The following is a 17,740-nucleotide window of genomic DNA, read 5'->3' on the forward strand; positions in this document are numbered from 1 at the left end:
CTTTTTTTTTGCTCCGCTGCACCCAAGCAGCGTTTTTGATGGGGATTAGCCAAGCGGTAAGGCAACGGACTTTGACTCCGTCATTCCTAGGTTCGAATCCTAGATCCCCAGCCACGTTATGAGCCATTAGCTCAGTTGGTAGAGCACCTGACTTTTAATCAGGGTGTCGTAGGTTCGAGTCCTACATGGCTCACCATCAGCCCGTGCGCGTATGGCGGAATTGGCAGACGCACTGGATTTAGGTTCCAGCGGGCAACCGTGGGGGTTCAAGTCCCTCTACGCGCACCATCTGCCTGCCGCCTGTGAGTGCGCATACCGATTGCAGATGTTCGTGACAAACCATTTGCAATCACCCTGAAAACCTGATATATTTGTTGTTGCCGCTTCGATGAAGTCATCGGAAATCACGGCAGCATAATCTGCGGACGTGGCTCAGCGGTAGAGCATCGCCTTGCCAAGGCGAGGGTCGCGGGTTCGATTCCCGTCGTCCGCTCCATTTCTTTATGTGCCCATAGCTCAGCCGGATAGAGCGTTTGACTACGAATCAAAAGGTCGGGAGTTCGAATCTCTCTGGGCACGCCACTTTTCCGCGGGTGTAGTTCAATGGTAGAACTCCAGCCTTCCAAGCTGGTAGCGTGGGTTCGATTCCCATCACCCGCTCCATAACAGCGCATATCGGAAACTCCTTACGGTTGGTAAGGAGTTTTTTCTATGCCCGGACTTCATCGGAAGCCCGTTTTGTTGTATGATGGAGAGAGTGAGTTTTTATACGGATGCTGCGCTTGCGGCGCAGTGCGCATGAACAGTCAGGAGGAAAGGTATGTCCGATCAAGCCGCAACCCAAACGGCTCAGAGCCGCCCCCAGGTCAGCAGCCTGCTGAGGCGGGATGTCCGCTATCTGGGCAATATCCTGGGTGAAGTGCTCGTGCACCAGGGCGGACAGCAGCTGCTCGAAGTCGTCGAACGCATCCGCGAGATGAGCAAGACACTCCGCGCGTCGTTCGACCCGAAGCTGCATGAGGAGTTCAAACAGCTCGTGGAATCGCTCAATCCGGAGATTCGGCATCAGGTGATCCGGGCGTTCGCGATTTATTTTCAGCTCGTCAATATTGCGGAACAGATTCACCGGATTCGGCGCAAGCGGGATTATGAGCGTTCGGCGGGCGCAGCCGTGCAGCCGGGCTCCATCGAGAGCGCAGTGAAGGATCTGAAGGAACGCGGCGTTCCGGTCGAGATCGTTCGGGAAATGATCAAAGGCATTTCGCTCGAGCTTGTCATGACCGCGCATCCGACCGAGGCGACAAGACGCGCCGTGCTCGACATTCACAAACGGATGGCCTGCGACGTGCTGGAACTGGACAATCCGACGCTGACGAACCGCGAGCGCGAGCGTCTGCGGGACAAACTGCTCAACGAAGTGCTGACCCTCTGGCAGACGGACGAGCTTCGCAGCCGCAAGCCGACCGTCCTCGACGAAGTGCAGAACGGGCTGTTCTATTTCGATCAGACGCTGTTCGATGTGCTGCCTGACGTCTATGAGGAGCTGGAGCGCTGCCTGGACAAATATTATCCGGGCGAACGCTGGCATGTGCCGACGTATCTCCGCTTCGGTTCGTGGATCGGCGGCGACCGGGACGGCAATCCGTCCTGCACGTCGGATGTAACGTGGGAGACGTTCAACCGGCATCGTCACCTTACGGTGTCGAAGTACCGCGCGGAACTGCGCAAGCTGATGTCGTTGCTCAGCTTCAGCACGAGCATCGTGAAGGTGTCGGAAGAGCTGATCGAGTCGATCCGCCGGGATTGCGAGGCGATCGGAGATCTGGCGAACCTGGACCGGTGGCGCAACGACAAGGAGCCGTACCGGATCAAGATCGGCTATATGCTGCAGAAGCTGGCGAACATGAAGCGCGAAGAGCTGAAAGGCACGCCGGCCCGCTACAACAGCGCCGAGGAACTGAAGCAGGATCTGAAGATCATCGACCGGAGCCTGCGCTACCATTTCGCCGATTATGTCGCCGATACCCATATCCGCAAGCTGATCCGCCAGGTGGAACTCTTCGGTTTCCATCTGACGACGCTCGATATTCGCCAGCACAGCAAGGAGCATGAGAATGCGATTGCGGAGATTCTGGCGAAAATGAAGATAACGCCGGATTATGCGGCACTGGATGAAGAAGAGAAAATCCGGCTGCTGGATCAGCTGCTGAACGATCCGCGGCCGCTGACGTCGCCGCATATCGAGTATTCGGATTCAACCCGCGAATGTCTGAACGTCTTCCACACCGTCTACCGCGCGCAGCAGGAATTCGGCGTGGACTGTGTGCGCAGCTACCTGATCAGCATGACGCAGGGCGCGAGCGACATGCTTGAAGTGCTGCTGTTCGCCAAGGAAGTCGGCCTGTTCCGCCGGGACGAGGACGGCAAGGTCGTCTGCACGCTGCAGCCGGTGCCGCTGTTCGAGACGATCGACGACCTGCATGCCGCGCCGGGGATCATGCAGCGCGTCTTCGATCTGCCGATTTACCGCGCATCCGTCGAAGCGATGGGGCAGCTGCAGGAAATCATGCTCGGCTACTCCGACAGCAACAAGGATGGCGGCGTCGTGACGGCGAACTGGGAGCTGCGCGTCGCGCTGAACGAGATCACGGAGACGGGCAATCGCTACGGCGTGAAGCTGAAATTCTTCCACGGCCGGGGCGGCGCGCTCGGACGCGGCGGCATGCCGCTCAATTACAGCATTCTCGCGCAACCGCCGCATACGATCGGCGGAGGCATCAAGATTACGGAGCAGGGCGAGGTGCTTTCGTCCCGCTACGCGATGCAAGGCATCGCCTACCGCAGCCTCGAGCAGGCGACCAGCGCGCTGATCACTGCGGCCCGGCTCGCGAAGTATCCCGAGCAGAACAGCGACAAGAACGCGGAGTACGAATCGATCGCGAAGGAACTGTCGGAACGGGCGATGAAGAAGTATCAGGATCTCATTTTCCGCGATCCGGACTTCCTGACGTTCTTCAAGGAGTCGACCCCGCTGAACGAGATCGGCGAGCTGAACATCGGTTCACGGCCTTCGAAGCGGAAGAACAGCGACCGTTTCGAAGATTTGCGCGCCATTCCGTGGGTGTTCGCCTGGACGCAGAGCCGTTTCCTGCTGCCGGCCTGGTATGCCGCGGGCACGGCGATGGCGGAGTATGTCGGCGGCGACGAGGCGAAGCTGGATAAGCTGCGCCGCGCCTATGTGGAGTTTCCGTTCTTCCGCACGCTGATCGACAACCTGCAGATGGCGCTGGCCAAGGCCGACATGCATATTGCCAAAGAGTATGCCGGCATGATCAAGGATCCGGCCATTCGGGACCGCATCTTCGGCATGATTGAACGGGAATACGAGCTGACGACCGAGATGATCCTGCGCGTGACGGGCCAGAAGGAAATTCTGGACAACGTGCCGATCATTCAGGAATCGATCCGGCTGCGCAATCCATACGTCGATCCGCTCAGCTATCTTCAAGTGCAGCTGCTCACCGAACTGCGCGCGCTCCGCGCACGCGGGGAGGATGACGCGAATCTGCTGCGCGAGGTGCTGCTGACGATCAACGGCATTGCGGCCGGTCTCCGGAATACGGGCTGATGCGGCCCGCATGCGGCTGTAACGGGAATGCCGGTTGGAAGGCAGGGAACAAGGAATCGTGATACCGATCGAAGCGCGCCTGGCGCGCAAGGCGCTGAAGGGCGATCAGCAGGCGTTCGCCGAGATCGTCGGACTTTATCAGGATAAGCTGTATCATATGGCCTTCCGGATGCTGGGCAGCCGCCAGGAGGCGGAGGACGTCGTGCAGGAGGCGTTCCTGCGCGTCTACCGCAATCTGGACCGGTACGACGAAGGGATGAAGTTCTCCACATGGATCTACCGGATTGCGACGAACCTGTGCATCGACCGGCTGCGGAAGCGTAAGGCGACCTACTCGCTTGACGCGGAATCCACCGAACACGAAGGACTGGACGGTTACGCGGTCATCCCGAGCGACGATCGCACGCCGGAAAGTGAAATGCTGCTGTCGGAGACGCAGCGGATCGTCCGCCAGGCGATCGATACATTGCCGGCGAAATACAAGTCCGTCATGGTGCTCCGTTATTTGCACGACTTGTCGCTGCAGGAGATCGGCGAAGTGCTCGACATGCCGGTGACGACGGTGAAAACGCGGGTGCATCGGGGAAGGGAGTATCTGCGGAAGAAGCTGGAGCGCAAACTGTGAGCGGGGCGAAATTTCCGCGGGATGAATTTTGAAACCTTGCCCTGATCGATACGTATTGTATAGAACAATTATGCAAACATGCGTTGAACTCAGAAGGAAGGGACTGGCCATGAATTGCGCACAAGCCTCCAGACTCATGCACGAGTATTTTGATGGCGATCTGGCGCATGAGGATGCGTCCGAGCTGAAGGCGCATCTGGGCGGCTGTCCGGAATGTCGGGAACGATTCAACGATTATGAGCGGACCGAAGGATTTCTGCATATGGCGCTTGCCGCGCCCGTCGGGCGTACCGAAGCCGATCGGGCGGCCTTGACGGACCGCATCCTGAAGAGCGTTCCCGGGCGTCGCAGCAGACGTCTCGCACGGTGGCTGCGGCAATACCCGGGCGTTACGGTGGCGGCCATGCTCGGCCTCGTCCTGCTGGCCAGCTTCATCGCTTCGTGGGAACAAGACCAGGAGCTGGTCGTCAGAGGCAGCGATCTGTCGCAGATCGTCATCGAAGGGAACAAGGTGGTCGTGCCGGAAGGCGCGCGGGTCGACGGGGATTTGATCATCGAGAACGGCGAGGCGGTCGTAGTCGGCGAGATACGCGGGAATTTGACGGTGATCGACGGGTCGGTCAACATGGCTTCGACGGCGAAGGTGATCGGCGAAGCGCGGGAGATCAATCAGGCGCTCGACTGGATCTGGTACAAGCTGAGAAGCACGGTTATCGATCTTGCTTCATGACTCTGGAAACGCCCTCCATCGCCGGAGGGCACTTTTTTTTTGACAAGTTGGAGGATTTGCGTTACGTTATCTAGAAATCCTATAAGTTAAAGCAGACGATTGGAGCGGGCCTGTGTACGGTCGTAGGGGGCGGATCCGTGAGTTATTTTCAGGACATGACATGGAACGATTGGATCAAGGATATCATCGACATTGCCATCGTCAGCTTTATCATCTACCAGCTCATCATGATCGTACGCGGCACGCGGGCTGTCCAACTGCTGAAGGGGATTCTCGTCCTCGTCGCAACGTGGGCCGTCAGCACCTGGTTCAATCTGTACACGCTGAAATGGCTCATGAATCAGATGTTCACGTTCGGGGTCGTCTCCGTGCTGATCATTTTCCAGCCGGAGCTGCGCCGGGCGCTTGAACAGCTGGGCCGGGGCAAGATTTTCGCGCGGTCGACGCTGGTTAACCGCGATGTGACGGATCAAATCGGCGAAGTAATTAAGGCCGTTAATTATTTGGCACGTCGAAAGATCGGGGCGTTAATCGTCTTCGAACGGGAAACGGGGCTGATCGAGTACACCGAGTCCGGCACGATGCTGGAGGCGCGGATCAGTTCCGAGCTGCTGATCAACCTGTTTACGCCGAACACGCCGCTGCATGACGGCGCCGTCGTCATCCGGGGCAGCCAGGTGGCGGCCGCGGGCTGTTACCTGCCGCTGTCGGAGAACCCGTTCATCAGCAAGGAACTCGGCACCCGTCACCGCGCCGCGATCGGGCTGACGGAAGTGACCGACGCGGTGGCGATCATCGTCTCGGAGGAGACGGGGCAGGTTTCGCTGTCGGTCGGAGGCATGATCGTGCGCGACATCAATGAGGAGTCGCTGATATCCAAGCTGTTCCAGGAGCTCACGCCGCATCAGGCGGTGGAGAAACGCCGTTCGAAGTTCGCCTTCTGGAACCGGAAGGAGGATTCCTCGAATGGATAAATGGCTCAGCAACCCGACAGTACTCAAGATCCTCTCGGTCGTGATCGGCATCCTGCTGTTCGCCGTCGTTCATTTCGATCCGGAGTCGCCGCCGAATCAGGTGGCGTCCACGATCGACACCCGCGAATTCACGGCGGTGAAAGTCGGCACGCGCGGTCTCGATCCGGAGACGCAATATCTGCGTTCGATCGAGCCAAGCACGGTGCAGCTGCTCGTCGAAGGGCGGCTCGCCGACCTGATGTCGGCCGTACCCGATGTATGGGTGGATGTGTCCGGTCTCGGCGAAGGCGTGCACGATCTCGTCGTCCGGTATGACCTTCCGGGCCGCGTCCAGCTTCGCTCGATTTCGCCGACGCGGGTCAAGGTGGACATCGTGCCGGTGCAGACGAAGGAATTTGAAGCGGTTATCCGGACGGAAGGAACGCCCGCGAACGGCTACAAGGTCGCGGAACCGATCGTGAAGCCGAACAACCGGGTGTTCGTGCAGATGCCGAAGGATCAGCTGAACACCGTCGCCTATGTCGGCGCGGTGATCAATGTCGAAGGCGTCGAATCGAATGTGGTTGAACAGAAGGTGCGGCTTGCCGCATACGATGAGAACGGCAACGAGATCGAAGGGGCCGTGCTTACCCCGAACGTGGTCGAAGTGGAAGTGCCGATCACGAAGCCGTACAAGAAGCTGCCGCTTGAAATCCGCTTCACCGGACGGCTGCCGATCGGCATGAGCATCGCCTCGTTCAAGCCGTCGACGGACACGGTCACGGTCTACGGGCCGCAGGAGACGCTTGACAAGATGGAATATTTCGACGGCGTGACGCTCAATCTGTCGACGGTTCAGCGCTCGGGCACGGTCACGCTCGATCTCGATCCGGGCCGCGATCTGGCGCAGATCGAACCGAAACAGATCGAAATCGCGATTGAGCTCGAACCGTCCGAGACGATCACGCTGCCGCAGATCGCCATCACGACGGCCGGCCTTGCCGAAGGCATGAAGGCGCGGATCCTGGAGCCGGAGGGAGGCACCGTCGATCTGAACGTGACGGGAGCGCCGAGCGTGCTGGCCGATCTGACGGCGAAGGACGTGCAGGTGATCGCCGACCTGAACGGGCTGCCGACGGGAAAGCACACGATCGTGCTCGACGTGCATTTGCCGCAGTTCGTCACGCAGTCGTATCCGCAGCAGCTCCGGGCGACCGTGGAGATCACAGACGGCACGGAGGAAGACGCGGCCGGCGAATCCCGTTAGTCCGGGGTTCAAGGATCGGGCGTTGCATGTTCGGCGAAGATGGTCCGAACGAAGGGATGGCCCGACCGGCGCCCCGCGGTTTGAAGCATGACAGGGAGAAGGAGACAGGGACGAATTCATGGGGAAATATTTTGGAACGGACGGCGTGCGCGGCGTCGCGAATCGCGAGCTGACGCCCGAACTCGCGTACAAGATCGGCCGCTGCGGCGGCTATGTGCTGGCGGGCAAGGCGGATAAGCCGAAGGTTGTCATCGGCATGGACACGCGCATCTCGGGGCCGTTGCTCGAGGCGGCGCTGACCGCCGGGCTCCTCTCGATCGGCGCGGACGTCATCCGGCTGGGCGTCGTGACGACGCCGGCCGTCGCCTGGCTGACGAGGCTGCTCGGCGCCGATGCGGGCGTCATGATTTCGGCGTCGCACAATCCGGTGGCGGACAACGGAATCAAGTTCTTCGGCGCGGATGGCTACAAGCTCTCCGACGAGACGGAGCTCGAGATCGAGCGGCTGCTCGACGCCGAGCGGGATGAGCTGCCCCGCCCGGAAGGCGGCGGCATCGGCACCGTCACGACGGACGATGAGGCGAAGTACCGCTATCTCGAATATTTGAAGACGACGGTGAAACATTCGTTCAAGGGGCTGCGCATCGTCATGGACTGCGCGCACGGCGCGGCCTACGAGCTGGCGCCGCGCATTTTCCGCGAGCTGGGCGCCGAAGTGATCACGGTCGGCGCTTCGCCTGACGGGCTGAACATCAACGACGGCGTCGGATCGACGCATCCGGAGCATCTGATCGCCCAGGTGAAGGCGCACGGCGCGGACCTGGGGTTGTCCTACGACGGCGACGCGGACCGGCTGATCGCGGTCGACGAGACCGGCGCCGAAGTGGACGGCGACTTCATCCTGCTCATCTGCGGCGAGGCGATGCGGAAGGCCGGCAAGCTTAAGGCGGATACGATCGTCACGACGGTGATGGCGAACATCGGCTTCTTCAAAGCGGCCGAATCGCTCGGGCTGAAGACGTCCCGCACGGCGGTCGGCGACCGGTACGTCATGGAGGAGATGCGCCGCGGCGGGTTCAACCTGGGCGGGGAGCAATCCGGGCATGTCATTTTCCTCGATTACAATACGACGGGGGATGGCATTCTCACTTCGCTGCAGCTCGTCGATACGCTTGTCGCTTCCGGCAAAAAGCTGAGCGAGCTGAAGACGATCATGCGCAAATTTCCCCAGGTGCTCGTCAACGTGCGGGTCGCGGACAAATCCAGGTTCAAGGACAACGAAGCGATCGCGAAAGCGGTGGCGGCGGCCGAAGCGGAACTCGGCGACAGCGGCCGGGTGCTCGTCCGTCCGTCGGGCACGGAATCGCTCATCCGCGTCATGGCGGAGGGACCGGACGAAGCGCAGGTGGCGGCCCATGTCGAACGGATCGCGGCCGTGGTGAAAGCGGAGCTGGGATAAGGAAATTGGACGGAGGCAGCCGGAACTCCCCGCGGAGTTCACGGCTGTTTTCATTTTGCGGATTTTCCGTCGGATTCGGGGGCGGCCGCAGCGCTTCGACAATTCTAGCCGTTGCATTCTGTCATGAAAATGCATATGATAGGGATTATAATTCGGGAAAGAAAGCGAGGGTAGTGAGTCCAACGATTCAAGCGCCAGAACTTGCGGGCCCGTGCTGCTGCCGGCCGTCATCGTCATCCGCGGGAAGCGGGGATTTCGGCATGGCGGTGCGGCGGCGAGGCGGGCGGCAAGTTGACGAGGCGGGGGTGTTCGAAGTTTTCGGCGGGGACCCTCCGGCTGCATCCGTTCCAGCCGTCAAGCCGGGAAGGAAAACGACCGGGCGACCGGTCCGACAAAGGTCTCGGCAGAGCGGACCATTACGATCCAGGACAAGGCATTCATGCCGTTTATCACCCTGAATGCCCCGTTGCCGGTTCGTCATGCGGCATGGGCATCACAATCGAATAGACGCACATGCACATGCGTTCCGGACCCGGGGCTTTCGGGGGATCCCGAATAGCGGAGGTACGAACGAATGTGCGGAATTGTTGGATATATCGGTAATCGGAACACGCAGGAGATTCTGCTCGAAGGCTTGAAGAAGCTCGAATACCGGGGGTACGACTCGGCGGGCATCGCCGTTCACACCGGCGACCGGCTGGAGATTCGCAAGGCGAAGGGCCGGCTCGCCGTGCTGGAGGAGAAGCTGAAGGACGCGCCGCTCACGGGCTCGGTCGGCATCGGTCATACGCGCTGGGCGACGCACGGCAAGCCGTCGGACATCAACTCCCATCCGCATACGGACAATTCGCGCAAATTTACGGTTGTGCACAACGGCATCATCGAAAATTATCTCGAGCTGCGCGAAGAGCTGTCGATTGCGGGCCATACGTTCGTGTCGGAGACGGATACGGAAGTCGTGTCCCACCTGATCGCCGACGAGTATGACGGCGACATCGTGAAGGCGGTGCAGCGGGCGGTGAAGCGGATGCGCGGCGCGTTCGCGCTCGGCGTCCTGACGGAGTACGAACCGGATCGCCTCGTGGCGGTGCGGTACGCGAGCCCGCTCATCATCGGCATCGGCAATGGCGAGAACTTCATCGGTTCGGACATTCCGGCGATTCTCGAGCATACGCGTGAGGTGTACATTCTCGAGGACGGCGAGATGGCCGTGCTGACGAAGAACAGCGTCGAAGTGATGACGATCGAAGGTCAGCCCGTGGCCAAGGACGTCTTCCATGTCGACTGGGACCTGATGACGGCGGAGAAAGCCGGTTACGAGCACTTCATGCTGAAGGAAATTCACGAGCAGCCGAAGGCGTATCGCGACACGATGGGATCGCGCATCTCGCCGGACGGCCGGCGGGTCGTGCTGCCGGAACTCAAGATGACGGAAGGCGACATCCGGAACATCCGCAGAGTGCACATCGTCGCCTGCGGAACGGCGCTGCACGCCGGACTCGTCGGCAAGCACGTCATCGAGAGCCTGGCGCGCATTCCGGTGGAGGCGGACGTCGCTTCCGAATACCGATACCGCAATCCGATTATAACGCCGGACACGCTGGTCATCGTCGTCAGCCAGTCCGGCGAGACGGCCGACACGCTGGCGGCGCTGCGCGAAGCGAAGCGCGCGGGCGCGCGCGTGCTGGCCATCACGAACGTCGTCGGCAGCTCCGTCGCCCGCGAGGCGGATGACGTCATCATCACGTGGGCGGGACCGGAGATCGCCGTCGCATCGACGAAGGCGTACACGACGCAGCTCATCGCATTCTATCTGTTCGGGCTCTATCTCGCGCAGACGCTGGGCACGAAGGATGAAGCGTTCATCGCGTCGGTCATCGCCGCTTTGAAGGAGCTTCCGGCGCAGGTGGAAGACATTCTGGAGCATTCCGCCGTGCTGAAGCAAATCGCGGAGTCGATGGCGAAGCACAGCAGCCTGTTCTTCATCGGCCGCGGCATCGACTGGGCTGTCGCGCAGGAAGGCTCGCTGAAATTGAAAGAAATCTCGTACATCCACTCCGAGGCGTACGCGGCCGGCGAGCTGAAACACGGCACGCTGGCGCTGATCGAAGACGGTACGCCGGTCATCGCGCTCGTGACGCAGGAAGACCTGTACGAGAAGACGCTGAGCAACATCAAGGAAGTGAAGGCGCGCGGCGCCCGCGTGCTCGGCCTGGTGAACCGGAGCAACAAGGACGAGGTCGCGAAGTCGGTCGACGAGCTGTTCGCGATCCCGGACACACTCCCGCTCCTCACGCCGGCGCTGTCGGTCGTGCCGTTGCAGCTCATCGCGTATTACGCGTCGCTCGCGCTCGGCCATGACGTGGATAAGCCGCGGAATCTGGCGAAGAGCGTGACGGTGGAGTAACGCGACAGCCGAGCGCGATCCAACTGTAGACATCAAATAAATCCCGTCCAGGGGCAATAAAAACTGTCCAAGAACAATAAAAAACTGTCCATGAAGCCTAGCATGACCAGGGTTTTGCCTGGATCCATGCTGGGCTTTTCTGTTGGGGAGACAGGGTATAGGGTGGAAAGGGTTGAGGGATCAGGTTTTGTCCCAATATACCCATCCCTTTTTCCTCTCCCCTTACCCCTGCTCCCTATCCCCTCAAATGATTTCCCTGGACATTTCCCAACGTTCCATTTCCCTCATCCCTTCCCTCTAACCACCTAATTTCTTCCAATTGGACGGACACTTTTTATTTTCCTGGTTTTTTGTACCAACTGGCTCCTCAAAACCTGAAACCCTTTGTGCGGCAAGGGATTGGAGGCTTTGGTGGGGCTTGAGTGGGATGGACATGAATTATTGTCTCTTGACATAGTAGGGAAATTAAAATGGGATCATCGCGTTCTTACGGTTTGTTACTTAAAGGGGGCAGGCGAAAGGAAAATCATTTTTTGATGTGATTTGATCAGGAAAGTCGGGACTTATCCTATGCTTTGAACTTTATGATATACAAAATCAATATTCGTTTGATGTTAAACAAAGCAATATAGGTCAAAAAAAATCATGGTTTCTTCTGTTATCTTATTTGTAAGGAGGTGTAAGGAGGCCTATGAAATGAGCTACAGTCCCATTATTCAAAAAACGATTGAATATATAGAGACTAATTTGCATGAAGAATTATCTTTAGAAAACATTGCTCAGTTTGCTGGTTTTTCAAAGTACCATTTTCATCGTATTTTTCAAAAAGAAGTTGGTGTGACTGTATCTGAATATGTTCGATATCGAAGAATTGCTAATTCAGCCAACATGCTGCTTTATACGGATAAAAAGATAATAGATATTGCTTTCTATTATCGCTTTGAAACACAAGAATCATTTACCCGTTCGTTTAAGAAATATTATCAATTACCGCCAGGACAATACCGCAAAATCATGGGTAAATTAACTTTACAAAGGGAGGATGTCATGTTGAAAAACGAACAATTGAAAGGATGGAAATTAAGCGGAAGTCACCCGTTTAATTATAAAATGGGAATTGACAGAGAAATCTTTCACAAGGGGAAAGCATCTGGATTCTTAAAGGCTGTTACTGTCCAATCTCAAGCTGAATTTGCCACAATGATGCAACAATTTAAGGCAGAAAAGTATCTTGGTAAAAGGATAAAACTTTCTGGGTTTATAAAATCAAAAGGTGTTGATGGATTCTGTGGGTTTTGGATGCGAGTGGATGATGCACTTGGGGATGTGTTGCAATTTGATAATATGAGTGACCGCCCGATTGTAGGAGATACTGAATGGAATCATTACTATATCGTTTTAGATGTTCCTAAAAATAGTGCAGTCATATCTTTTGGTGTTTTACTTTCGGGGAAAGGGCAAGTATGGATTGATGAACTTAAATTTGAGGAAGTGGATGAGCGTACACCAACAACAAATATTGATTTTACAGTTGACCTTTTAGACGAGCCTACCAATTTATCTTTTGAAGAGTGGGAGTAGATGATATTTATCCCCGTAAAATATATCCGTCCAGGAAAAAATGTCCAAGAAGCCGAGCAGGGGCAGGGTTTTGCCTGGGTCCATGCTGGGCTTTTCTTCGTTTGAAAGGAGTACTCACTGTCTCCTTTTCGCCTGATTTCTTTCAAATTAGCGGACATGATTTATTTTCCCTTAACATAGCAGGGAAATCAAACATGATGAAAGCATGGTTCGGATAGTGTGAACGCTTGGAAGGGAAAGGCGAAAGGACATTTAGAAAAGACTGGAATGGATCAATGTGCATTTCATCGGCACTGGCCTGGTGTGTGATACAATATTTGATGCGAAGTATATTTAAGTCAGGAAAATCATCCTGAATTTCGAAAGTAACAATCTCTGAAAATATGAAAAGTGCTCCAAATCTTTGGTAGAATGGTGTTTGTCCGAACAACATCACCCAAAGAGAGGAGCACCCTTAAGGTGAAGTTTACCACACCCATTCATAAAATCAAAACAGAATTTTCGTTGGAACAGGCAACCAGCTTTGGCGGATTCAAAATTTTCTTAGCCTACCTTGAAAAGATCAAACTGGCCAATGCTTTACAGGCACTTTCCTGTGGTAAAGCTGGCAACTCCCTTTTTCCTGTCCACAAGATCCTGCTTTACCTCATCGTTGGTTGGATGCTCGGCTGCGAGCGGCTTTTCCATTTCCGTAAGCTGCAACATGACTCCCTCATCCGACGATTTCTCGGCGGTCGTTGTCCACATCATTCCTTGCTGTACAAAGAACTGGTGCGATTACGCCGGTTTTATCCGAACCTGCGGCTGGACCTACGGCGAATGAATCAACAGGTGATTCGGCCCTGTCTGCCTTCCGAAATGATCCTTGATCTGGACTCCACCGTTGAGACCGTGTATGGCCACCAATCGGGAACAGCCAAGGGAACGAATCCGCATAAGCCTGGCCGGAAGAGCTACCATCCCTTACTGGCTTTTGAAGGGCAGTCGCGCCTATGCTTGAATGCCGTCCTCCGAGCAGGCAATACACATTCTTCGACGGACGCCGCTTCCTTTCTGGAGCAAACATTCGAACTCATGGATCATCCGGTGAAGTACGCCCGATTTGACAAAGGATTTGGAGGCGAAGACTTCTACCAACTCTGGGAGAGCCGGCGAATCGGCTACGTCGGCAAGTTGAAATGGACGCAACGTCTCGCAACGGAAGTGGCAGCCTGTCGTTACTGGAAGCGCTATGTCGAGGATGAACAATGGGTCATCGAAGGCATTATGCTCATCTACAAAGCAACTTCTTGGAAAAAGCCGCGTCGAGTCGCGATCATCCGCAAGGCGCAAGTGGTTGAAGACGGTCAGACACGTTTGATCTTCGATACCGATTGGCAGTACGAAGCGATCGTCACCAATCTGGAATGGGAACCGATCGATTTGTGGCGTTTCTACAACCAGCGTTGTTGTATGGAAAACTACATCAAGGAAGCCAAACGTGGTTTTTCCATCGATCGAATTGCAACCGGTGATTTTGAAGCAAATGAAATCGACTTGCTCGTGAAACTGTTGGCTTACAATCTTTATGAGCGGTTTAAACAAGATTGCTGCGAACCGGCTCACCAAGGGTATACGATTGCACGGTTTCGCTTGGAGTTTTTTCATTGTGCAGCGACGATCGTTCAACACAGCCGACAGGTGGTTCTCAAGTTAATGCGAGATTTCACCAATCGGCATACCTGGAAACGGATCGAAGCCAGAATCGCGTTGTTAGAATGAAACGCACCACAATTTTACATGGAAATCCCGAAGCCTGTATTTGTGGGGAGGGGGAACGTGTACCCAGATAGCATGAACTACCCCTGTTTGACTGTAAAAACAGCCCCAAAATTCAACTGAAATGGCTCTGAAAGCTTCATAAGCTTGCTGTCATGTTGGGCTTTCGAAATTTAGGTTTATTATTCTATTGCCGAGTTGTCCTCTGCAACAAGGGATTAAACTTGCCGAGCGGATCAGAAAGGAAATTGAGAGCACTAGCTTTACTTATAAAGAAACACGGATCTGGGTTACCGTAAGCATGGGGATCACAGAATATATCAGAGGTCAAGACCTGCACCAGTTTATTGAAAGAGCAGATCAAGCACTGTATCGTGCAAAAAATTCGGGTCGCAACCGAGTGGTTGCTATTTAACAATCAATATGAATCAATTGAAAAGCATACGTTTTATGCATTTCCAGCCAGCTACTAAATGTTTACCTCTAGGGGGATGTGATTTGGAAGGTAGAAATTACATGCTTTTAAATGCAGAAATTACTATGTTGAAGAAACGATTAATTCATGCAAGCCAATATGTCAATTGTTTAACTCACGGCGGTCAGACTGTTGACAAAGTTCCTGTCGACAGTCTGAGGGCAGGTAAACCTGCCCTTTTGAATTTTTAATTGTTAACGAAAATCTCATTTGCTAATTTTTCACTCTTGGTTATCATGATGATTTAGGTGTAATCATATAGGCCTAACATAGGGACCATAGGGGGATTTATCGTGAATTTACCGTTGCAGCCAAATTTATCTCCACGAAATACCTTTTATGTGCCAGTGGTTGCCAAATTTTTTATCAGTCATGGATTTGCGGCGTTGTGGATGGTTGTATCCGTATATGTTTCTCTTCCTTGGCTCTATGATTTGGCTGATGTGATTACATTTCCCGTGGCTTTATTGATTATTGGGGGAATCGCTTATATTCCTGGATATCTGAATGCTTTTCTTGTTATCAGTCTGATTTTGGATCGACAGCCTCCATTTAAAACAGAATGGCCTTACGAACCTGTTACTATATTAATTGCTTGTCGAAACGAAGAGAATAAAATTGTCAATACACTGCAATATATTAAAAATCAAGATTACCCTGGAGATATTCATGTCGTTCTTATTGATAATGGTTCAATAGATCGAACATCTGAAGAGGCAAAAATAACTGCTGAATGTTTAGGTCTTTCCTTGCGCATCATTCGGGAAGAAGTTCCTGGAAAGTTTAATGCGTTAAATACAGGCTTAAAGGAAGTAAACACTCGTTATGTGATTACTCTGGATGCAGACACACTTTTGCATCAGTCGGCAGTTCGTTATCTTGTTTCTCGGATATTAAGTGCTCCTGATGACGTTTGTGCTGTCGCAGGAGCTGTATTGGTGCGTAACAGTCGAAAAAATTGGTTGACCAAAATTCAAGAATGGGACTATTTCTTAGGGATCGCTTCAATCAAGCGTTTGCAAGGTTTATATCAGGGCACATTGGTTGCACAAGGTGCCTATAGCATCTACAAGACAGATGCACTAAAAGAGGTGGGAGGGTGGCCAGACGCAATTGGTGAAGATATTGTGCTCACTTGGAGCTTTTTAAGGAACGGATGGAAAGTTTATTTTGAACCTCTTGCCGTCGCGTTTACTGATGTCCCCGAAACTTTAACATATTACATTAAGCAACGCTCGCGTTGGGCTCGGGGTATGATTGAAGCTCTCAGAGTGACGAAACCTTGGCAACAACCCATTTTATTTGTCAAATATTTAACTGGTGTCAATCTGATTATGCCGTATCTTGATTTCACGTATACTTTTTGTTGGATTCCTGGTCTGGTACTTGCATTTTTTGGTGTTTACTGGATTGTCGGACCAATGACGATATTGGTGTTACCATTGACATTGTTGAGTTATTATCTTTTGTATATCTTTCAGAAATCTGTATTCCAAAAACTTAACTTACGTATTCGAAAAAACATCTTGGGTTTCTGGCTTTTTGTATTATGTTACCAGATGATTCTTTCCCCCGTGTCTGTCTGGGGGTATATTCAGGAAGTGTTATTGTTGAAAAGGGTTTGGAAGTAAGTCAAGCTGTCAACGACACCCGCAAGGTGTCGTTCGGACTGAAGACAAAATCCTTATGTTTCAGGCGAAACATGGGAGTTTGAGATAAGTGGACCTCTGTCAATAGATTGGACACATGGAATCGAGAAAATTACGCAACACAATCGTACATTTGTTCGCATTGAATGGGTGTGAGATACCCGATCGCCGAATGGACTCGTTTGCGATTGTAGAAAAACTCGATATATTCAAAAATCTTACTTTGCGCTTCCTTGCGGGTCTTGAACTTTTCCAGATAAACGAGTTCCTTTTTGAGTACGCTGTGGAACGATTCGATACAGGCGTTGTCGTAGCAGTTGCCCTTGCGGCTCATGCTGCCCTTCATCCCGTATTTTAGGAGCCGTTGTTGGTACTCATGGGAAGCGTATTGGCTGCCCCGATCGGAATGATGAAGAACCTTACCTTTGGGCCGCTGACGGCTGTAAGCCTGGTCCAGAGCTTGCAAGACCAGTTCCTTGGTCATTCGCTCGCCGGCGTGCCAGCCTACGATTTTGCGCGTGTACAAGTCCATCACGCTCGCGACATAAAGCCATCCCTCGTCTGTCGGAACGTACGTGATGTCTGCCATCCAGACTTGATGGGGAGCTTGTGCCGTGAACTGCTGGTTCAGCACATTGTCATGCACCGGCAGATGGTGGTTCGAGCTCGTCGTCGCCTTGTATTTCTTGACGGTGCGCGACTTGAGCCCCAACTCCTGCATGATGCGGGCGACTGTTTTCTCGGATACCCGAACGCCTTGCTGGCGCAGGACCTGAGTGATAAGAAATGGATCATCGACTCGTAATGACGCGGATGCAGCGCCAGATCCCGGACGATGGAAGTGACACCGAGATGATCGGAACGAACCATCAAACCGACAACGATGACAACGAACCACTCGAAGGCGGCGACGCGGGAAAAGCAAGCTCGAAATGCACATAGAACTTCATTCATCAATTTCAACATGGACTGGTCGATCGTAACGAAATCGGGTACACTATTCTTGTAACCCTCTCTTGCGATCTGATCTCCTTTCTGGTGTCGGAACCTTAAGGATACTGCAGATTCGCTTGATTGGGTTATTTTGCTATGTGACGATTTTTCGATAAGAACTTTTCACTGTCCAGTCATTCACTTCACCGCAAAAAAAAAAATTTGAATATCAAGTTAGCTCCGGTAAGGTCATGATGTGAGCTTCTGGTAGGTGA

11 protein-coding genes, 6 tRNA genes and 1 pseudogene are annotated in these 17,740 nt (G+C 54.1%); 17 read left to right on the forward strand and 1 reads right to left on the reverse strand.

The annotated features are described in order from the left end of the window. The first annotated feature begins 39 nt into the window (after positions 1–39). The 17 genes from KJQ12_RS01950 to KJQ12_RS02030 all read left to right on the forward strand — a co-directional run bounded on the left by KJQ12_RS01950 (position 40) and on the right by KJQ12_RS02030 (position 16,514). Positions 40–114: transfer RNA gene (locus KJQ12_RS01950), tRNA-Gln, on the forward strand. Positions 115–120: 6 nt separating this feature from the next. After that, positions 121–196: transfer RNA gene (locus KJQ12_RS01955), tRNA-Lys, on the forward strand. A gap of 9 nt (positions 197–205) precedes the next feature. Then, a tRNA-Leu gene (locus KJQ12_RS01960) sits at positions 206–288 on the forward strand. Between the two features lie 133 nt (positions 289–421). Further along, positions 422–496 (forward strand) — tRNA-Gly (locus KJQ12_RS01965). Between the two features lie 9 nt (positions 497–505). Beyond that, positions 506–582, forward strand: a tRNA-Arg gene (locus KJQ12_RS01970). Positions 583–589: 7 nt separating this feature from the next. Then, positions 590–663, forward strand: a tRNA-Gly gene (locus tag KJQ12_RS01975). Positions 664–820: 157 nt separating this feature from the next. Beyond that, positions 821–3,628: a phosphoenolpyruvate carboxylase gene (gene ppc, locus KJQ12_RS01980; protein WP_213483265.1), complete on the forward strand. Its 2,808-nt coding sequence runs from the start codon at positions 821–823 to the stop codon at positions 3,626–3,628. Between the two features lie 58 nt (positions 3,629–3,686). Further along, the gene (sigW, locus tag KJQ12_RS01985) at positions 3,687–4,253 is read left to right on the forward strand and encodes an RNA polymerase sigma factor SigW (RefSeq protein ID WP_213483266.1); all 567 of its coding nucleotides are present in this window, start codon (positions 3,687–3,689) and stop codon (positions 4,251–4,253) included. Between the two features lie 109 nt (positions 4,254–4,362). Further along, positions 4,363–4,983, forward strand: a complete 621-nt coding sequence (locus KJQ12_RS01990) for a zf-HC2 domain-containing protein (protein WP_213483267.1) — start codon at positions 4,363–4,365, stop codon at positions 4,981–4,983. Between the two features lie 137 nt (positions 4,984–5,120). Continuing rightward, complete coding sequence (cdaA, locus tag KJQ12_RS01995; protein ID WP_015253334.1) at positions 5,121–5,957, forward strand: diadenylate cyclase CdaA; 837 nt, start codon at positions 5,121–5,123, stop codon at positions 5,955–5,957. Next, positions 5,950–7,203, forward strand: coding sequence for a CdaR family protein (locus KJQ12_RS02000; protein WP_213483268.1), 1,254 nt, complete (start codon positions 5,950–5,952; stop codon positions 7,201–7,203). Before cdaA ends, KJQ12_RS02000 begins: the two co-directional genes overlap by 8 nt. Positions 7,204–7,321: 118 nt before the next feature. Then, a complete protein-coding gene (gene glmM / locus KJQ12_RS02005; RefSeq protein WP_015253336.1) occupies positions 7,322–8,662 on the forward strand; it encodes a phosphoglucosamine mutase in 1,341 nt (446 codons plus the stop codon). Between the two features lie 574 nt (positions 8,663–9,236). Then, positions 9,237–11,069 carry a glutamine--fructose-6-phosphate transaminase (isomerizing) gene (glmS, locus tag KJQ12_RS02010; RefSeq protein ID WP_213483269.1) on the forward strand — a complete coding sequence of 611 codons (1,833 nt, stop codon included), beginning with the start codon at positions 9,237–9,239 and terminating at the stop codon, positions 11,067–11,069. A gap of 696 nt (positions 11,070–11,765) precedes the next feature. Beyond that, positions 11,766–12,650, forward strand: a complete 885-nt coding sequence (locus tag KJQ12_RS02015) for a helix-turn-helix transcriptional regulator (RefSeq protein WP_011229682.1) — start codon at positions 11,766–11,768, stop codon at positions 12,648–12,650. A 459-nt stretch (positions 12,651–13,109) separates the two neighbouring features. After that, positions 13,110–14,411 carry an IS1380 family transposase gene (locus KJQ12_RS02020; protein WP_213483270.1) on the forward strand — a complete coding sequence of 434 codons (1,302 nt, stop codon included), beginning with the start codon at positions 13,110–13,112 and terminating at the stop codon, positions 14,409–14,411. Between the two features lie 181 nt (positions 14,412–14,592). Beyond that, positions 14,593–14,823 carry a GGDEF domain-containing protein gene (locus KJQ12_RS02025; RefSeq protein ID WP_280529240.1) on the forward strand — a complete coding sequence of 77 codons (231 nt, stop codon included), beginning with the start codon at positions 14,593–14,595 and terminating at the stop codon, positions 14,821–14,823. A 365-nt stretch (positions 14,824–15,188) separates the two neighbouring features. Continuing rightward, positions 15,189–16,514, forward strand: a complete 1,326-nt coding sequence (locus KJQ12_RS02030; protein ID WP_425315949.1) for a glycosyltransferase family 2 protein — start codon at positions 15,189–15,191, stop codon at positions 16,512–16,514. A 130-nt stretch (positions 16,515–16,644) separates the two neighbouring features. Here the strand turns inward: KJQ12_RS02030 and KJQ12_RS02035 are convergent. Beyond that, positions 16,645–17,313 (reverse strand): annotated as a pseudogene (locus KJQ12_RS02035) (IS3 family transposase); the annotation flags it as partial. Positions 17,314–17,740 lie beyond the last annotated feature (427 nt).

Source organism: Thermobacillus xylanilyticus, assembly GCF_907165215.1.
In the GTDB taxonomy this organism is placed as follows: Bacteria; Bacillota; Bacilli; order Paenibacillales; family Paenibacillaceae; genus Thermobacillus; species Thermobacillus xylanilyticus.